We start from the raw sequence: 19,467 nt of genomic DNA on the forward strand, positions 1-19,467 counted from the left end.
TCATCATAGTTGCAACAATTAGAGCAACTATGGTGGCAGAGTGGCAGCACCATTGGCCCTCACTGTGTATAAAGTAACGGTTCTTATTCTGTTTTTTTCTTATTGCAAAATGTGTAAATGCTTTATATTTCTTCTGTAAACAATAGACATAGAACAAATACAATACCAGGGATTCTACTAATTTCTACCAGTTAATACCCATCTCTTCTCCAAGTCATTGCTTTTTTCCTTTATCCCTAAGAAGATTGTTCACTAGAAATTTATATCTTTGCATTGGTTAAATTAATGGTTTAAACATAATTATTTAAAAAGAACTCTGTAAATCTTTGATATACAATGTATCAAATAAAACTTCTACATTTGTGCATCAAACAAAATATATTATATGAAACGTCGTTTGCTATCTATATTTTCCCTGATTACTGTTACTGTGGCGGCTATTGCCCAACCCCGTATCTCTTCCAATAAAGAGATTCATAACTTTGGGCAGATAGAATGGAAGAGTCCGGTAACAGTAGAGTATACCATTACAAATACCGGAAATGAACCGTTGGTGCTTACTAATGTCACTACTTCTTGCGCCTGTTCGGTTGCCGATTGGACAAAAGAACCTATTGCTCCGGGAGCAAAGGGGACGGTAAGAGCGTCTTTTGATGCAAAAGCATTGGGACATTTTGAAAAGTCAGTAGCAATTTACAGCAATGCCGATCCTCATCTAGTCTATCTGAAATTTGCTGGTGAAGTGGTACGGGAAGTAAAAGACTTTACTAAAACTCATCCTTTTAAAATTGGAGATATCCGCATTGATAAAGACGAAATAGCTTTCTCTGATTCTTATCGTGGAGAAAATCCGACTCTCACCATTGGAGTTGTTAATTTGTCCGATCGGCCCTACGAACCCGTATTGATGCACTTACCTCCTTATCTGAAGATGGAGAAGGAACCCGGCATATTGTTAAAGGGCAAGAAAGGTACAATCAAGCTGACATTGGATACCGGTCTTTTGCAAGACTTCGGACTGACACAGTCTTCCGTGTATCTCTCTCGTTTTGCAGGTGATAAAGTGAGTGAAGACAATGAAATTCCTGTTTCAGCAGTATTGCTGCCTAACTTCTCACAAATGACGGCTCAGGATTCGTTGAATGCTCCTGTTATACATCTTTCCGAAACGAACATTGATCTCAGTGAAACGTTATTGAAAAAGAAGAAAGCAAGTCACAACATCGTGATAACCAATACGGGAAAAACACCCTTGGTCATCAGTAAATTGCAAGTGTTCAATTCTTCTGTAGGAGTAAGCTTGAAAAAAGCGGTAGTTCAGCCGGGGGCAACCACGAAGTTGAAAGTAACCATTCATAAACGGGATGTAGGTAATAAAAAACATCATTTGCGTATTTTGATGATAACCAATGACCCGTTACGTCCGAAAGTTGAAATAAATATCAAACGTTAATAACCACTGCTATGGAACATCCGGAAAATAGTGAAGAATATAAGGGACTGGTTGTCAATAAAGGCATCGAGCAACCTTCATCCGTGAATCCTTATTTGAAACGCAAACCGAAAAAACGCCAGCTCTCTGTGGCAGAGTTTGTAGAAGGAATTGTAAAAGGCGATGTCACTATTCTGAGTCAGGCAGTGACGTTGGTAGAAAGTGTGAAGCTTGAACATCAAGTGATAGCACAAGAAGTAATCGAAAAGTGTCTGCCATTTTCCGGTAATTCAATCCGTATAGGTGTCAGTGGAGTTCCTGGTGCGGGTAAGAGTACTTCGATTGATGTATTCGGACTACACGTACTCGAAAAGGGAGGTAAATTGGCAGTATTGGCCATCGACCCGAGTAGTGAACGTAGCAAGGGAAGTATCTTGGGAGATAAAACCCGAATGGAGCAACTTTCTGTACATCCTAATTCTTTTATTCGCCCTAGTCCGTCGGCAGGTTCTTTGGGTGGCGTTGCACGTAAAACACGTGAGACGATTATCCTTTGCGAAGCTGCCGGATTTGATAAGATTTTCGTAGAAACGGTGGGAGTGGGGCAGAGTGAAACGGCTGTTCACTCGATGGTAGACTTCTTTCTGCTGATTCAGTTAGCTGGTACGGGAGATGAATTGCAAGGTATCAAACGTGGCATTATGGAGATGGCGGATGGTATCATTATCAATAAGGCGGATGGGGATAACCTTGAAAGGGCCAAATTGGCTGCTGCACAATTCCGTAATGCGTTGCATCTTTTTCCTGCTCCTGATTCCGGATGGACTCCGCAAGTCCTGACTTATTCCGGTTTCTACAATATAGGGGTAAGGGAAGTCTGGGATATGGTTTATGAATACATTAACTTTGTGAAAAACAACGGTTATTTTGAATATCGTCGTAATGAACAGAGTAAATATTGGATGTACGAAAGTATCAATGAGCAACTGCGTGACAGTTTCTATCATAATCCGAAGATTGAAGCGATGCTTCGAGAGAAGGAACTGCAGGTGTTGAGTGGAAATCTGACTTCTTTTGTGGCTGCTAAGAGATTATTGGATACTTATTTCGGTGAATTAAAGAAGTAGCTTTACATTATAAATAATTTTATGTAAACATATAAGTAAATAATAAAATTAATGTTCTGATCTTTATTTTAATATCATTGATTATCATAAGATAGTAATAACTTATGGTATACAGTATCACCAAAGAATAAAGAAAAATAGTTTTTCATACTTTGAAAATATTGGCTGTAGCCATTTCTAACTATGAAACTGAAGGAGCCAATATATGTGAATCCAGACCGATATAAAATATATGATTATAAAGCAAAATCTTAGAGATAAGTAGTACTCTTTTTACAGTTTTTTTGTATTATTGCATAATATCAAAAAGGTAATATTATGAATAAACAATGTCTTAATGGTTTTAAAAGGTTGTTTTTACTGTTTTTGTTATTCACAACTTCATATTCATTTGCTCAGAAAACAGAACAACAAGTTCTTGACTCTGCAGAGGTTATGCCTCAATTTCCTGGTGGTGTTTCTAAAATGATGGAATATTTAAAGGTTCCTGTTTCTGATGCATTACTTTTGGAAAATGGTACACAAGGATGTCCTGTTATTCAATTTGTAGTAGAGAAGGATGGTAATATTTCTAATTCTAAAGTTGTCCGGTCTGTTGATCCCCAATTAGATAGTGTAGCATTGAAACTGATAGAGAAAATGCCTACGTGGATTCCTGGTATACAAAATGAACGAAAAGTTAGGGTACGTATGACGGTGCCTGTATTTACTATATTAGAATCTAGTTTAAAACTAGAAGAACAGGAGAAGAATAAACAATATGAGAAAACAGGAGGTGAAACAAGTGAGAATGCATGGTTGATTATCGATGGAGTGGAGGTTGGAACTAATTTCTTACTAAGTTATTTAAATGTGGAACTCATTAAAAATTTTAAAATTTTGAAAGGTAAAGAGGCTTTAGATCGTTACGGGGAAAAGGGACAAAATGGAGTTATCTTGATAACGCTAAAATCACCGAAGGAGTTGAAGGCAAAAACTGTTGGTGAGAAGGTTGTTGGACTGTTGAAAGATAGAGGCTTTAGCAAGAAGACCCCGATTGTGTATTGTTTTGATGAAAAAGAATTTTCTCCTGATGCTTCTGCCATTATATCAAAGAACGAATACAATGAGGAGAAAGATTTTATTGCAATAAAAGAAGTAAAAGATGGTATTGCCTATGTTATTTTTAAAAATAACAGTTCCTTTTATATTAAGTAATAGCATCCCTTATTCACTGCTTTTTATCTGGTATTCATCGGTTTATCGACCGTAAATCAACAGAAAAGCCTGTAGAGGCATTGGGAAAAGATGTATCTTTGAACCTCAATCATTAATCTTAGAGACGATGGAACTGAAACAGAGGCTGTAATTTAAACTGTGTCAGCAAACAAATAAAGTATTAACTTTGCTGACACAGTTTAAATTACAGCCTCTATAGTTTTATAATTGGTAGAACTTCTAATTATATTTTATTCTGAACTCTTGTTTCTTTCCATAAATTGCAGGAGTGCGGATATATTTTTCTTTATAAATTTGAATAATTGCATATGGAATGAAGGACACAAAAAATACGTCCTTCATTCCATATAATTAATCCGAATTATTCATTTAACTTCACTACCTTTTTCGTCGATAAATGTTATTTTATTTCCTATTTGCGCTTTCGCTCTACCCTTCTCAAACTTTCCGATGTAGGTATATTTAATAGGTACAATAACCTTTCCCTCTGAATTGATTATGCCTTGCATATTTCCTTTATACACATGGGCACGGTCGTTTTCAAAACTTCCGATATGTGTATATTCAATCGGTACAATAACCTTTCCCTCTGAATTGATTATGCCTTGCATATTTCCTTTATATGCACGGGCGCGGTTATTTTCAAAACTCCCGATATGTGTATATTCAATTGGTACAATTACCTTACCCTTTGAGTCGATTATGCCTTGCATATTCCCTTTATATGCGCGGGCGCGGTTGTTTTCAAAACTCCCGATATGTGTATATTCAATCGGTACAATAACCTTTCCCTCTGAATTGATTATGCCTTGCATATTTCCTTTATATGCACGGGCGCGGTTGTTTTCAAAACTCCCGATATGTGTATATTCAATTGGTACAATTACCTTACCCTCTGAGTCGATTATGCCTTGCATATTCCCTTTATATGAGCGGGCACGGTTGTTTTCAAAACTCCCGATATGTGTATATTTAATTGGTACAATAACCTTACCCTCCGAGTCGATTATGCCTTGCATATTCCCTTTATATGCGCGGGCACGGTTGTTTTCAAAATTCCCAATAAAAGTATACTCGAGAGGAATAACAATTTTTCCATTTATGTCTATTGCTCCGTATTTTCCTCCATCATATTGCTCTTTTTTATGTTCCCGGCTGATCAGAGGAAAAATCATAGAATCACTTCTATTTCCTATTTTTCTCCATTTACCGTGTTGAGCTACTTTGGCTATATTATCTTTAAATTGATAAATCACGTCGTAAATAGGTTCGGTAACCTTCTTTTGATCAACGATAAGACCATATTTCCCCTTTTCTGAATAAACATCTATTTTTTGAGCTTTCAAGAACGAAGGATAGACAAATAGCATAATCATGCTAATTAAGAACAGCTTGTTTCTCATATTACTTATGTATTTCTTTTATTGACGGAATTAAATTAGTGCATATGACCGGACTAAGGTTAATTATCTATTGAATCTGAATATTGACAGATCGTAAATCTTTAGCTCTAGAACTATTCCCATATAATATTTTATATGTGCCATGAATAGGTCTCATTGTATTTGTCGTCATATCAAACCACTCGAATGAATCGTAAGAAAGTTCGATGCTTATATTCTGTTTTTTTCCTTTAGCTATATTTACTCGTTGAAAGGCCCGAAGTGTTTTTTGCGGTCCTTCCTTATCGTCCGGACGGCTAATATATACTTGTACAACTTCTTCTCCGTCTCGTTGCCCGATGTTACTTACAGGAATCGTGAGAATAGCTTTCTCACCTTTGCTTAATTTCGATTGATTCAACTTAGCTTTTCCATAAGAGAAATATGTGTAACTTAATCCGTAGCCGAATGGGTAAAGAGGTTCCTCCGTCATGTAGCGATAGGTACGTCCTTTCATGGAGTAATTTTCGTAATCCGGTAATTGTTGCAAACTTTTATAAAATGTAATAGGTAAACGTCCTGCTGGATTATAATCTCCAAAAAGTACGTCGGCAATTGCCGTTCCACCTGCCTGACCGGGATACCAGGCTTGCAAGATAGCGTCACAGTTTTGTGTCTCAGGCACTAGTGCTATGGCAGAACCGGAGAAATTGACGAATACTACTTTCTTTCTGTAATCTTTCAATAAGGCAAGAATCTCACGTTGTACTCCGGGTAATTCGATATCTATGCGGTCACCTCCTTTAAATCCGGGACTTGATACTTCCATCTCTTCTCCTTCTAACTGTGGAGAGATACCTCCGGCGAAAATAATAACATCTGCCTCTTTCAGTTTGTCCATAAGTTTTGGTGCGCTCAGATCGATTTTCTGTGTAGTATTGTTTTTTGAATTGCCATCATCTGTCAGCCCACATACCGGTTCGTAAATTACTTGATCCTGAGTAAGTTTAGTCCGAATTGCTTCCAATAAAGTGATAGTGTGTGACGGGAAACCGTTGTAATTTCCCCATTGCATCACAGAATCATTTGCATTCGGACCAATTACTGCTACTTTCATCTGACGATTTAGTGGAAGCAAGTGATCTTTGTTCTGAAGCAATACCAGACTCTCATGTGCCATTTTTAGGGCCAGTTTTCTATGTTTGGAACAATCGACCACCGAGTAAGGGATCTCTGACCATGGATGAGTAGAATTCATCTCTCCCAATTCGAAACGAGCTTTTAACAACCTTCTGACAGAAGTATTGACTTTTTCTTCCGGAATCAATCCTTTTTCCACAGCTTCTGTTATACTTTTGTAGTGATCGCCGCATTCCAGATCAGTTCCGCTTAGTACGGCATCAGCTGAAGCATGTGCAGCATCCGGATGAGTTTCATGATTATGAGGTTGAAAGAAATCACCGATAGCTCCACAATCAGAGACTACAATACCTTTATATCCCCATTCATTGCGAAGAATTTGAGTGAGCAAACGTTTACTACCACAACAAGGGTCTCCTTCAAATCTGTTGTAAGCACACATCACTTCTTTTACTCCTGCTTTCTGTACCAGGTCTTTAAATGCCGGAAGATAAGTTTCCCATAAATCTCTGGTATTTATATTCTCAGCATTGAAATGATGGCGGCTCCATTCAGGACCGGAGTGTACGGCAAAGTGTTTGGCACATGCATGAAGCTTATTATAGTCGGCGTCTTCCGGTCCTTGTAAGCCTCTGACTACTGCCATTCCCATACGCCCTGTCAGATAAGGATCTTCTCCATAAGTCTCCTGACCACGTCCCCAACGTGGATCACGAAAGATGTTGATATTAGGAGTCCATACTGTCAAACCTTGATAACGATTATATTGTCCTTTGTCATTAAAATCACGATTTTTTGCTCGTGCTTCATCTGAAACAGCATTGAAAACTTCGTAAAGCAAAGTATCATCGAAAGAGGCTGCCATACCGATAGATTGTGGAAAAACTGTAGCCCGTCCCGCGCGTGCTATTCCGTGAAGAGCTTCACTCCACCATTCGTAAGGTTTGATACCTAGGCGTGGAATTGCAGGAGAGGCATTTTGCATCAAGGAGACTTTTTCTTTTAATGTCAAACGTTGAAGCAAGTCATCTGCGCGTTCTTCGGGAGAGAGTTTGGTATCTTGATAAGGATACTGGTTCTGTACATTATTCTGTGCCTGTATTTGAAATGCAAAAGTTACTGCTATACAAGCTGCTATCCATTGTTTCATCATGGTTTTATTGTTTTAGATTCCGTTCTACGATTTCAAGTCATTCCGAATATTGGGGATGAAAGTTTATTTTTATCCCATTAGTCGATAGTGGAGAAAGAATAAGAATAAATAGTTTCATAGTAATTGCTTGAATATTAGAACAAATATATATAAAATAATACAGAATTGAAAGTTTTAATAAATGTTTGAATAAAATATATATATATTTACTTATTTTTTCTTTCTTGCGATTTACTATTTTAATAACGAATTGATATCAGAGGAGAAAGTTCATTATCGGTTGAAATATAAAAAATCCTCTTTACGTCCTTATTCAGAATATAAAGAGGAAATTTTATTGACGAGAGTTGCATGGGGTATGGTGAGATGAAATCATAATTGGGGAATAAATTGCACAATACTTTCGCAAGTGTCCTCTCGGCATTGCCTAAAATCTACGCAAAATTAATTAAAATCTTTCGGAATCTATGCAAAGATTAAAAAAACTTATAAACTTTATGAATATTTTGATATATTGAATATATGTTGGTATGACTTTTAGGACTCATTGGTTTTTACTACCTTTGTGGAATAAACAAAATAGTAATATAAAAAGAAAATGGCTGAACATCTATATAATGATTTTTCTACTTTTCTGAAAAAATATTTTTCTTATAAGGTACAAAAAATATCGGTGAACGCCGGTTTTACGTGCCCCAATCGTGATGGTACTAAAGGGTGGGGAGGCTGTACTTACTGCAACAATCAGACTTTCAATCCAGATTATTGCCGGACTGAAAAATCTATTGCAATTCAATTGGAAGAAGGAAAACGTTTCTTTGCCCATAAATATCCCGAAATGAAATATCTGGCATATTTTCAGGCGTATACAAATACATATGCGGAATTAGAAGGATTGAAGCGTAAATATGAAGAGGCTCTCGAAGTAGATGGAGTGGTTGGTTTAGTTATTGGTACTCGTCCGGACTGTATGCCGGAGGATTTACTTCGTTATCTGGAAAAACTGAACCGGCAAACTTTTCTGATGGTAGAATATGGCATGGAAAGCACTTGTGATGAAACCTTGCGGCGTATCAACAGGGGGCATACTTATGCAGATACAGTTGAAGCGGTTCAGCGGACTGCTGCTTGTGGCATTCTGACAGGAGGGCATATCATTCTGGGACTTCCCGGAGAAACTCATGATAGGATGGTGGCACAAGCTGAAGTACTTTCTAAATTGCCTGTCTCAACTTTAAAAATACATCAATTGCAGTTGATTCGCGGAACTCGTATGGCACACGAATATATGGAGAATCCTTCTGATTTTCATTTGTTTACGGAAGTTGATGAATATATTGATCTGGTAATTGATTATGTGGAACATTTAAGACCTGATTTGGTATTAGAGCGTTTTGTTTCTCAGTCTCCTAAAGAGCTACTGATTGCTCCGGATTGGGGATTAAAAAATTATGAATTTGTAACCCGTTTGCAAAAAAGAATGAAAGAAAGAGGGGCTTATCAAGGTAAGAGGCTTATGGATTCGGAAAAAAGAGTTATTTTTGCGGGAGATAAATTTACCACTGAATAGATATTGGCCTTTGACAGATATCAAAGTGGTGAGGGGAAATTAATAAAGTTGAAGAATGGAAGAGAAAACAAGAATTAAAGGAAATGTCCACTATGTGGGAGTAAATGACCGTAGCAAACACCGTTTTGAGGCGATGTGGCCTTTACCCTACGGAGTTTCGTATAACTCTTATCTAATTGATGATGAAATGATTGCCTTAATTGATACAGTAGATATCTGTTATTTTGAGGTATATCTGCGGAAAATCAAACAAGTGATCGGCGAGCGTCCTATCGATTATTTGATTATAAACCATATGGAACCGGACCATTCAGGATCTATCCGGTTGATTAAGCAACACTATCCGAATATTATCATTGTAGGTAATAAGCAAACGTTCGGTATGATCGAGGGTTTCTATGGAGTAACAGGTGAACAGTATTTAGTGAAAGACGGAGATTTCCTAGCATTAGGCCGTCATAAACTTCGTTTTTATATGACTCCTATGGTACACTGGCCGGAAACAATGATGACATTTGATGAAACGGAGGGCATTCTTTTCTCTGGCGACGGATTTGGGTGTTTCGGTACGTTGGATGGTGGCTTTCTGGATACTCGTATGAATCTGGATAGATATTGGGGGGAGATGGTTCGTTATTACTCCAATATTGTAGGTAAATATGGTAGTCCGGTACAGAAAGCTTTGCAGAAATTGGGAGGGCTTCCTATATCTACAATTTGTTCTACACACGGACCTGTCTGGACGGAAAATATAGCTAAGGTAATTGGTATCTATGACCGTTTGAGTCGTTATGATGCTGACGAAGGAGTAGTGATAGCCTATGGCAGTATGTATGGAAACACGGAACAAATGGCTGAAGCGATAGCCGAAGAACTTTCGGCACAAGGTATCAAGAATATTGTGATGCACAATGTGACTAAGACCCACCCTTCTTATATTATAGCGGATATTTTCCGGTATAAGGGATTGATTATTGGTTCTCCTACTTATAGCAATCAAATTTTTCCTGAAATAGAATCTCTTTTATCCAAGATTTTGGTACGTGAACTAAAGGGACGTTATTTGGGAACGTTTGGTTCTTTCACATGGGCAGGTGCTGCCGTGAAGCGTATGGCAGAATTTGCGGAAAAGAGCAAATTTGAGTTGGTAGGCGATCCGGTGGAAATGAAACAGGCGATGAAAGATATTACTTATACTCAATGTGAGAATCTGGCTCGTGCGATGGCGGACCGTTTGAAGAAAGATCGTTAATCGTGATAAGATAAATTTATTGACTAACCTATAAAATAATCGACTTATGAGACTTATTATTCAGCCGGACTATCAGTCCGTATCTCTGTGGGCTGCACATTATGTTGCAGCAAAAATAAAAGCTGCTAATCCAACTCCCGATGAACCGTTTGTATTGGGTTGCCCTACCGGATCTTCTCCTTTGGGGATGTATAAAGCTTTGATTGATCTGAATAAAAAAGGGATCGTTTCTTTCCAGAATGTTGTAACATTTAATATGGATGAGTATGTAGGCTTACCGAAAGAACATCCTGAAAGTTACTATTCATTCATGTGGAACAATTTCTTTAGTCACATCGACATTAAACCGGAGAATACAAATATTCTGAACGGCAATGCTCCTGATCTGGATGCGGAATGTGCGCGTTACGAAGAAAAGATTAAGTCTTATGGCGGTATTGATCTCTTTATGGGTGGTATCGGACCGGATGGACATATTGCTTTCAACGAGCCGGGATCTTCTTTATCTTCACGTACTCGTCAGAAAACTCTGACTACGGATACGATTATTGCTAATTCCCGTTTCTTTGATAATGACATTAATAAAGTTCCTAAGACTGCTCTGACTGTTGGTGTAGGTACTGTCCTTTCTGCTAAGGAAGTGATGATTATCGTGAACGGACATAATAAAGCCCGTGCTTTATATCATGCTGTAGAGGGTGCTATCACTCAGATGTGGACAATCAGTGCATTGCAGATGCACGAAAAAGGAATCATTGTTTGTGATGATGCTGCTACCGAAGAACTGAGAGTAGGTACTTATCGTTATTTTAAAGATATTGAAGCAGGTCATCTGGACCCTGAATCTTTGATTAGATGATCGACATTTGATATAAAAATAAGCTATTTGAAATGTCTCGTTTTAAAGCATTTGAGAATGTGCCAAAAGTAAAATAGCCTATCGATATGTAATTTTTTTGACGCGGATAATGCGGATTTTATGTTCTAAGATCCGCGTTTATCCGCGTTTGCTTCTAAAAAGATACTGTTTATAGACTTTTGGCACATTAATATTTGAGGAAGACTATGATGATGGTTTCTTCTTATCATAATTGTTTGAATTTTAGGTCTTTTCCAACCAGCCTTTTCCCTGTCGGATAACTTCTGGTTCGTCTTCTGTACATTTTATTATTGTTGAAGGTTCTATGCCTCCGATACCTCCATCAATTACCAAATCTACCTTATCTCCGAATTTCTCGTCTATTAATTCCGGATCAGTCATATATTCCAAGTCTTCATGCTCTTGGTAGGGTAACGTTGTTGTCATGATAGGTCCATTCAATAAACGGGCAATTTCACGTATAATGTTATTATCCGGCATACGGATACCTACTTCTTTACGATTGCGGAAGATTTTAGGTAACCGGTTTGTTCCGTTCAGGATAAAAGTGAATGGACCTGGAAGATTATGTTTCATCAGCTTGAATACGTTATTGTCTACTTTGGCATATTCACTGATACTACTGAGGTCATAACAGATAATAGATAAATTGTTTTTGCGCGGGTCTATCTCTTTGATGCGGCAAATTCGTTCGATGGCACGTTCTTTTAGTCCGTGGCAACCAATAGCGTACATCGTATCGGTTGGATAGATGATAAGTCCGCCATCGTTTAAAATATCAATAACCCGTTGTAAGTCTTGCGGATTGTTGTTTTTATCATATAGTTTTAAAAGCATAATTAACTTTTTATCTATTTCAATTTTTTCAGTAAATCCAATGCCTTTTCCGCTGCTTTCTGTTTGAGGGAATCTTTATTCGAAGTAGAACCGGAATCCAGACCTAATTTTTTGCCTAGTTTGTCGATCGCCTCTTCAGCTGCGGCTTCAACAGCTTGATTCGCCATACTTTTCATATCTACACTTACTTTGGGAGAAGTAAAAGAACCACCAATTTTCAAATCTACCGTTGATAGTTTGGAGAAACTGCCGGAGGCGGGAAGTTTAATTTTACCGATGTAGTCGATAGTCTGATCCAGCCCTGTACTACCGGAGAGGTTTAGTGTGTAATCTCCCATTTTGATGTCGAAAGGTTTAGTGTTCACCCTACCGTCTTTAATGGTGAAATCAATTTTCATGTCTTTCACTTTCACGTCTTTTAAGCTCGGCTGTTTGATAGCATCAGCAATCTGATCGATAGATTTTACTCCACTAAGACTGAGATCACGAACAGATAGACTACCATCTCCCTGCATTGTATTAAGTACCGGAGTCATCGTTGCATCCAGCTCAGTCAGTATGTCGATACCACCTGAGAAATTACCTTTCAAATTTTCAAAAATAGGAGCAAGCTTTTGCACCATATCCAGTTCTTTATAAGCTTGTGTAAAGCTGATATCAGTAAGCTTAAATCCGGCTTTTACTTCCGGCTTTTTCACATTCATACTAGAGTAGTAGCCATTCATCACGACATTGCCACCCATAGTATTCATAGAGAGATTCTTCATGTCTACTTTTCCGTCCTTTACAATAAGTTTACCGTTCACATTATTGAATGACATCTTATCAAGCAATACCTGTTTTAAGTTTGCATCCATTTGCAAGTCGAGATTGCGGGGTACTTCAACAATGCCGGTTACAGATATGGAATCGGTAGTGGAGGTCTGGGGTGAAGTAGATGCAGTAGAAGTACTATCTGTAGAAGCAGTCATAAAATCATTCAGGTTAAGATAATTGGAACGAACGTTCAAACTGCCTTTCAGGGTAGTTCCTTTCAGTACATAACCGATATAGTTTTCGAAACGGCTGTCTGCAGTAATATCATTTTTGCCCATATTTACAGTCGTTTCGCTCAGTTGCAGAAATTGGGGAGTAAACGTAAAGAGTGATTTCTTTATTTCTACATCCGGCATATCTTTCATTTTGAGTTTCATATCTGTCAGACCAATTGTGCCGGATGCTTTAAAGTTGTCATATTGCTCTTTTTCTATATAAGAAAGTCGTCCGGACATTTGCATATCAGCATTGATTGTTCCATTTAATGCGAGATCATCCATTGGATAAACTTGCTTGATCATTCCTAAGTTAAGCATTCCTTTAGCTTCGGCTTTGAAGTCCGGATCACTGACAGGAGTTTTTATATCAGCTATCAGTTTGAATGGATTTCCAGCCAGATTAAAGCTGAAAGGATTGATGCTGATAGTGGTCAGATCGATATTTCCTCCCGGATTCTCTATTTTGGCGCTGATATTGATTTGGTCTACACCCGCTGGCAAAGCAGGATAGCGGAACATGGCGTTCTTTACTTGCATATCAAGATTAAAAGTGGGGACAGTGTCTCCTTGCAGAATACCTTTAGCGGATGCTGTAAGGGTAGCAGTTCCATCTGTCTTTAAACTCGAAAACTCAGTTGCATAGATGGATGGAATTAAAGACAGAATCTCTTTAAATCCTATATCATTAGTAATGAGTTTGAAATCCATGTCTATAGCCGGACCCTTCAAGGCAAACCAACCGTCGATACCTGCTTGAATGGCATTAAGTTGAAAGGTATTGTCTTTAAGGATATATTTATTATTAACAAGATCGGCATCTACATCCATTTTGGTGGAAATCTTTGCATTAGCCAGAAAAGGAATACCATTCATTTTGTAGGTTAGTGCTTCCGTTTCTGCTTCCAGTTTCAATGTAGTGTGATCACTTCCTAGATCGCCGGCACAAAGAGCATTGAAATTATGAATATCAGCATATATTTTGGCTTGCTGATCATCATAAGTCAAATCCATGTTTTTGATGACGAAACGTTGCATTTTGACTTTGAAGGGAGAAGAGGCTTCCGCTTCAGTATCCGGTGTTTCTACTTTTGCTGTTGAATCCGGTTTCATAATATCCCAATTGGCTCTTCCGTCGGGTAGAACAATAGCATGAAGGCGGGTATCTTCAATGAAAATCTTAGAAATATCGTATCCGCTATCTCCAAAGAGAGAAAATAAATTGATGGCGGCAGTTACTTTTCCTGCTTGTACAAGAGTGTCACTAGCAAAATTGCCCGTACCTTTCAGCCAGAAATCTTCTAAAGTGACGGAAGCCTGTGGAAAGTCCCGGAATAAGCTAATACTGAGATCCTTGAAATCAAATTGTGCATTAAGCATTTTATTACCTTCTGTTTTCACAATCCCTGCTATTTTACCCTCGAAGGCAAAGGGAAGAAGGAGCATAAGTATAATAATTACTCCTACTGTGATAGCTGCGATTTTCAAACCTTTTTTCATAAAACGGTTTTTTTATTGTTGAATGAATAATAAATCCTATTAAAAAGTATAACCAAAAGATAACCAATACGAGTTTCTCATGGGGGTGTTCTTTTCGGCAAATAGCCATGAAAAGTCTACTTGAGCTCCGAGGTAGTGTATGCCTAAACCTGCTGTGGCATAGTTTGCATCTCCTTTCTTTTTGTCTCCATAATGATATCCTCCGCGAAACAGAAAATGTTCTACTAAGGTATATTCGGCTCCTGCGCTGATTCCAAGAGCTCGTACGTCCGAAGGAACCATTCTGTATCCTAAATCGGCGGCCACTATCAAACGATGAATTGGATTAAAAGATAAATCTACAGAACCACCAGCTTTAATAAAAGCCGGCAAACTTTCTTTATTTTTCAGATATTTGATTTTTGATCCGAGATTGCTGACTTGTACTCCGGCTGTCCAACTTGCTTTATCCATGAATTTGAAACTTCTTTGATAAACAGCACCTAAGTCCACTGCAAACGCATTAGCACTTTGGGCTCCGCCAATTTTTCCCATATCAGAATGTATAAGTTTTGCTGTTGCCGATACAGCTAAATTTGGAATTATTTCGCGGGCATACCCCAGATCGATGACCCATTCTTTGGGGTTTATGCTTTCGTACATTTCTTCATTACCATTGATTATGCCCGTCGATGGATAATTATAGTAACGAAATCCACCTAAAATAACATTACGTTCGTTAATCTTGTAAAAACCACCGAGACTGTTTAAAGAATGTCCGGATTCGTAATCGCGCATTAATGGAGCATACGTATAGGTAACCCCTCCGTTTTGAGGACTAATAATCGATGTTGCTCCATTATAAAAAACAGCATTGTTATTCCCGGGCAAAGCGACACTTACACCTCCCATCCCCGCGCTACGTGCATCTGGAGTAATAGTAAGGAAATTGACTGCTCCGGTATTGATAGGAGCTAAATCATCTTGCGCTTTTACATTCCATGCAAAAGTAAGGATAAAGATACTAAACAATATTTTTTTCATAAGTATATATTCGGTTTAAATTAATATTTGATGAATCTATCTTTTATCTTTTTACCATTACATTCGTATTCGATGGTGTAATAACCTCCTGCTAATTTGTTAATATCCAACGAAGTAGTGACATATTGTTTAACAGTAATGTTTTTACGGAAGACTTTGTTACCCAAGCTGTTATAAATTGTAACAGTTGCGTTTCCTCCTAATTCGTAATTGACACGGAATAATAACGTCCCATTAGTAATTGGGTTCGATCTTAAAAGAAAGTTTTTACTACTGGTATTTACATTGGGAAGTTCTGCTTGCAGGGCGGCGGTTGCATTTACACATCCATTGCCTAATTGTCCTATGTAATTGGGATTGTAACCATTAACGTCATAAGCAGTGCTTAACAGGATTTCTTTTAATTGTTCAGCTGTAAATCCCTTTTTTCCTACTCCATACTTTTCTACGACAAGAGCTGCTACACCGGCTACATGAGGACATGCCATAGAAACTCCATATAAATAATTGTATGAACCAAATGGGAATGTACTATATATCTCTTTTCCAAGCACAGTATTATTGGGGTCTATTTTCTTATTTTCTCCTCCCGGGGCACAGATATCAATATAATCACCATAATTGGAGTAAGAACCTTTTTTATAATCAGATCGGATGGCAGCCACTCCTATCACTTTTTCATAGTCAGCCGGAGTTGCATTTTTAGGGTTGGAACTATTGTTATTGTTGGTAGCAAAAAGGACGATTCCTCCTTTCATAGGACTATCAGGTAACTGATTACCATCATTATCACAACCAGCATATTTAATAAAATAGTCTATTGCCTCTTTATCAACAGGATCAATTGTGCTGTTATTATTGTATCCCCAACTGTTCTGGCAAATTACCGCTCCGTTATCTGCAGCGTATTTGATGGCTGCAGCACCTTGGGAGTCACGATAACCATCAAGCATTTGGCAACACATAATTTTTGCACCACTATTAGGGTTGCCGTTTCCGCCTGCGATTCCACAGACTCCTTCTCCGTTATTATTAACAGCTCCTATGATTCCAGCTACGTGTGTAGCGTGGTTATCAGGGGTGATATTAGAATTGTTAGATACAAAGTTATATCCATATACATCATCTATATAACCGTTTTTATCATCATCTATACCGTTTCCGGGAATCTCATTGGGGTTTTTCCATAAATTGCCACGTAAATCCGGGTGCTCCACATCGACACCTTCATCTACTACTGCTACGATAACATTGGGATTTCCGTTGTATTGTTCCCATATATCAGCTAACCGAATATCTGCACCTGCAACTTGCCAGTTTTCTGTTCCTGAATTATAAAAGTTCCACTGCTTGTCAAGATAAGGATCATTCCAAGGTAGTGTTACCGCTCTGGTTGAAACCTTATGAACAGGGCAAGCTATTTCAATCCCATCCAGTATTTCGATTTCATTAACTGCACGGGTGGTAGCCACTTCTTCCGAGTACCATACATCATACCAAAGATTTAATCCTTCCCTACGGGTACGTTCCTCATATTTCTCAGTGTAAGGAAAGGTACGTTCCATCCGAGTGATTTTCAGAATTGACGCTGAACCATCCAAAGCCTTTATTCCGGTAGAAACTTTACCGTTAACACTTCTGACCGCGACCTGTCCTTTCGGTTCCTCTTTTAATTTGATCCTCATTAAACCTTTGACAACATCTTCTTCTGAGAAGTTAGATGTTGAATTATCTATAATAGTTTCCTCTGTAGAGGAAATATTGAGATCGACATCATCGTTGCAAGCACTCAGCCAGCAGATGGAAAGAAAAAATAAAATAAATTTCTTCATATAACAAATATTAAATCTATCTAATCAGCTATTAAACAATGAAGAGTTGCACAAAGTTACGTTTTCAATTGTAAAAACCAAATGATTTTAGGATTTCTTCTTTCTGATTTCTTCAGCAATGCGCCATTGTAAGGCGGCTTCCTCTTCTTTTCCGGATTTCAACAAAGCATCTCCAAAGAGTTCATGAGCACCTGCATGTTCAGGCTTTAATGAGGTTGCTTTATCCAAATCGGCAATAGCACCTTCCGCATTGCCTAACTTCAGACGGAGTTTCCCCCGGTTATAAACAGCTTTGAATTCAGTCGGTCTCAGGCTGACTGCTGTATTAAAACAATTTTCGGCATCAAAATATTCTTTTTGATTGAAAAGGGTAATTCCTTTTCGAATCCAAGCTTCCAGGTAGTCGGGATCGAGGCTGAGAGCTTTGTCATAGTTGGCAAGGGCTGCACGGGAATCATGTGCCTGGGTGACGCATTCATTCCCCATCAATACATATTCATGTGCATATTGGCGTAACTTTTCCTGTTGCTCCCTCATTTGTTCTTTAAGGTTTCTGTTTTGCTCTTTTAATGTATTGATAACCCCGAGTTTACGGCGAATTAAACGGCGGGCGACGGGCTTTTCAATGTCATACCGTGAATGTATGGCAAGGAAGAATTGCTCCAGACATTCTTCCATCTCTCCTTTATCAAAAGCCCGCGAGGCAGCAGCATATTGTACATCGGCTTGTGCCTGCTTTAACGCTTTATCAATCGCCTGACGGTCATTGAAGCGTCCTGCAAAATTTATTATTTCAGGACGAACAAAGATATCTGTGCGATTGATTGGCTTCCTCAGTTGAATACCATCCAGTGATGTGCACCGGCTGAGGGCAACATATGCTTGTCCTCCTGCAAACACACCTCCTGTAAAATCTATTACTACCCGGCTAAAGGTAAGTCCCTGACTTTTATGCACAGTGATAGCCCATGCCAGCCGAATAGGATACTGTGTAAAACTACCTAGCACTTCTTCTTCGATCTCTTTTGTTTTCTCGTTGTAGTGATAACGGATATTTCTCCACGTTTCCCGCTTTACGTCACATTCTTTCCCATTGTCAGTAATAACATAGATTGTCTCTTCTTCATCATCAATGCCGGCTATTACGCCAATAGTTCCATTTACCCATCGGCGGTCGAAATCGTTCTTGATGAAAATGACTTGTGCACCCGGTTTTATTACGAGTTCTTGTGAGGTTGGCAGACTACTTTCAGGAAAGTCGCCTTCGATACTCCCTTCAACAGTAATGGGTTCTCCCGGAAGTTCGGCTAACTTCTTGTCGTTGATTGAATCAACCGTATCTCTTCGGGTAGCCAATGTAATATACATATCGGCTTCCGATTCTTCAATCTGGGTTCCATAACGAGTATTCAAAAGTTGTAAGTCGGCAGCTCCAGCTGTATTGGTACGAATATGATCAAGGACATTCACAAACACTTGGTCAGTCTGACGATATACTTTTTGAAGTTCGATGGATACCAGGTCAATCTGGTTGAATACACGTGCTGAGAAAAAATAAGGGGTAGGATAGGAGCGGTTTAATATATCCCGCTCATCGTTTTTCACGACAGGTTCCAATTGGAATACATCTCCTACTAATAATAACTGCTTCCCTCCGAATGGTTCGCGTAAATTATGAGAATAGACACGTAAAATACGATCAATCGCATCGATGATATCAGCCCGTACCATTGAAATTTCGTCGATAATTACCAGTTCAATCTGTTCCAGCAACTTGCGATGTGGTTTGGTATACTTGAAGAATTCATGGATACGTCCGCGTTGCAAGCTTAAATTGGGATCATCCGGTAATAAAGGATAAAAAGGCAGTTTAAAAAAACTGTGCATGGTACTCCCTCCGGCATTGATCGCGGCAATACCGGTTGGTGCGAGTACAACATGTTTCTTTTTGGTATGTTCGCAGACATAGCGCAGAAAAGTGGATTTTCCGGTTCCCGCTTTACCTGTCAGAAAAACCGACTGGCGGGTATATTGAATCAGATTGAGAGCATCCTGAAAGGCTGTGTTGCTAGTGTCTACATTCATTTTTT

Annotated in this window: 13 protein-coding genes; 6 read left to right on the forward strand and 7 right to left on the reverse strand. The window is 38.6% G+C overall.

Annotated elements, in window-relative coordinates:
- Positions 1–385: 385 nt before the first annotated feature.
- From PHO71_RS04380 to PHO71_RS04390, 3 genes are all read left to right on the forward strand, one after another.
- Positions 386–1,453, forward strand: a complete 1,068-nt coding sequence (locus tag PHO71_RS04380; RefSeq protein ID WP_300199487.1) for a DUF1573 domain-containing protein — start codon at positions 386–388, stop codon at positions 1,451–1,453.
- An 11-nt stretch (positions 1,454–1,464) separates the two neighbouring features.
- Positions 1,465–2,559, forward strand: a complete 1,095-nt coding sequence (gene meaB, locus PHO71_RS04385; protein ID WP_300199490.1) for a methylmalonyl Co-A mutase-associated GTPase MeaB — start codon at positions 1,465–1,467, stop codon at positions 2,557–2,559.
- Positions 2,560–2,877: 318 nt separating this feature from the next.
- Entirely contained in the window at positions 2,878–3,756 is an 879-nt protein-coding gene (locus PHO71_RS04390) for an energy transducer TonB (RefSeq protein ID WP_300199492.1), read from the forward strand.
- A 386-nt stretch (positions 3,757–4,142) separates the two neighbouring features.
- Here PHO71_RS04390 and PHO71_RS04395 read toward each other — a convergent pair whose 3' ends face one another.
- Both PHO71_RS04395 and PHO71_RS04400 read right to left on the reverse strand, forming a co-directional pair.
- Positions 4,143–5,180 (reverse strand): WG repeat-containing protein, encoded by a 1,038-nt coding sequence (locus tag PHO71_RS04395; protein WP_300199495.1) that lies wholly within the window; start codon positions 5,178–5,180, stop codon positions 4,143–4,145.
- Positions 5,181–5,247: 67 nt separating this feature from the next.
- On the reverse strand, positions 5,248–7,452 hold the full coding sequence (locus PHO71_RS04400; protein WP_300199498.1) for a glycoside hydrolase family 3 C-terminal domain-containing protein: 2,205 nt from the start codon (positions 7,450–7,452) through the stop codon (positions 5,248–5,250).
- Positions 7,453–8,050: 598 nt separating this feature from the next.
- Between PHO71_RS04400 and PHO71_RS04405 the strand changes: the two genes are divergently transcribed.
- The 3 genes from PHO71_RS04405 to nagB are packed head-to-tail and all read left to right on the forward strand — an operon-like array spanning position 8,051 to position 11,133.
- Positions 8,051–9,022, forward strand: coding sequence for a TIGR01212 family radical SAM protein (locus PHO71_RS04405; protein WP_300199501.1), 972 nt, complete (start codon positions 8,051–8,053; stop codon positions 9,020–9,022).
- Positions 9,023–9,077: 55 nt separating this feature from the next.
- Positions 9,078–10,274 (forward strand): FprA family A-type flavoprotein, encoded by a 1,197-nt coding sequence (locus PHO71_RS04410; RefSeq protein ID WP_300199504.1) that lies wholly within the window; start codon positions 9,078–9,080, stop codon positions 10,272–10,274.
- Positions 10,275–10,320: 46 nt separating this feature from the next.
- Positions 10,321–11,133 carry a glucosamine-6-phosphate deaminase gene (gene nagB / locus PHO71_RS04415; RefSeq protein WP_300199506.1) on the forward strand — a complete coding sequence of 271 codons (813 nt, stop codon included), beginning with the start codon at positions 10,321–10,323 and terminating at the stop codon, positions 11,131–11,133.
- A gap of 243 nt (positions 11,134–11,376) precedes the next feature.
- Here the strand turns inward: nagB and PHO71_RS04420 are convergent, their stop codons facing one another.
- From PHO71_RS04420 to PHO71_RS04440, 5 genes are all read right to left on the reverse strand, one after another.
- Entirely contained in the window at positions 11,377–11,991 is a 615-nt protein-coding gene (locus PHO71_RS04420) for an L-threonylcarbamoyladenylate synthase (protein WP_300199509.1), read from the reverse strand.
- A gap of 14 nt (positions 11,992–12,005) precedes the next feature.
- Complete coding sequence (locus tag PHO71_RS04425; protein ID WP_300199511.1) at positions 12,006–14,522, reverse strand: AsmA-like C-terminal region-containing protein; 2,517 nt, start codon at positions 14,520–14,522, stop codon at positions 12,006–12,008.
- Between the two features lie 39 nt (positions 14,523–14,561).
- Complete coding sequence (locus PHO71_RS04430) at positions 14,562–15,545, reverse strand: PorV/PorQ family protein (RefSeq protein WP_300199514.1); 984 nt, start codon at positions 15,543–15,545, stop codon at positions 14,562–14,564.
- A 20-nt stretch (positions 15,546–15,565) separates the two neighbouring features.
- Positions 15,566–17,377, reverse strand: coding sequence for a S8 family serine peptidase (locus PHO71_RS04435; RefSeq protein WP_300199516.1), 1,812 nt, complete (start codon positions 17,375–17,377; stop codon positions 15,566–15,568).
- An 87-nt stretch (positions 17,378–17,464) separates the two neighbouring features.
- Positions 17,465–19,462 (reverse strand): AAA family ATPase, encoded by a 1,998-nt coding sequence (locus PHO71_RS04440; RefSeq protein WP_300199520.1) that lies wholly within the window; start codon positions 19,460–19,462, stop codon positions 17,465–17,467.
- Positions 19,463–19,467 lie beyond the last annotated feature (5 nt).

Source organism: Bacteroides sp. (genome assembly GCF_028690125.1).
In the GTDB taxonomy this organism is placed as follows: Bacteria; Bacteroidota; Bacteroidia; order Bacteroidales; family Bacteroidaceae; genus Bacteroides.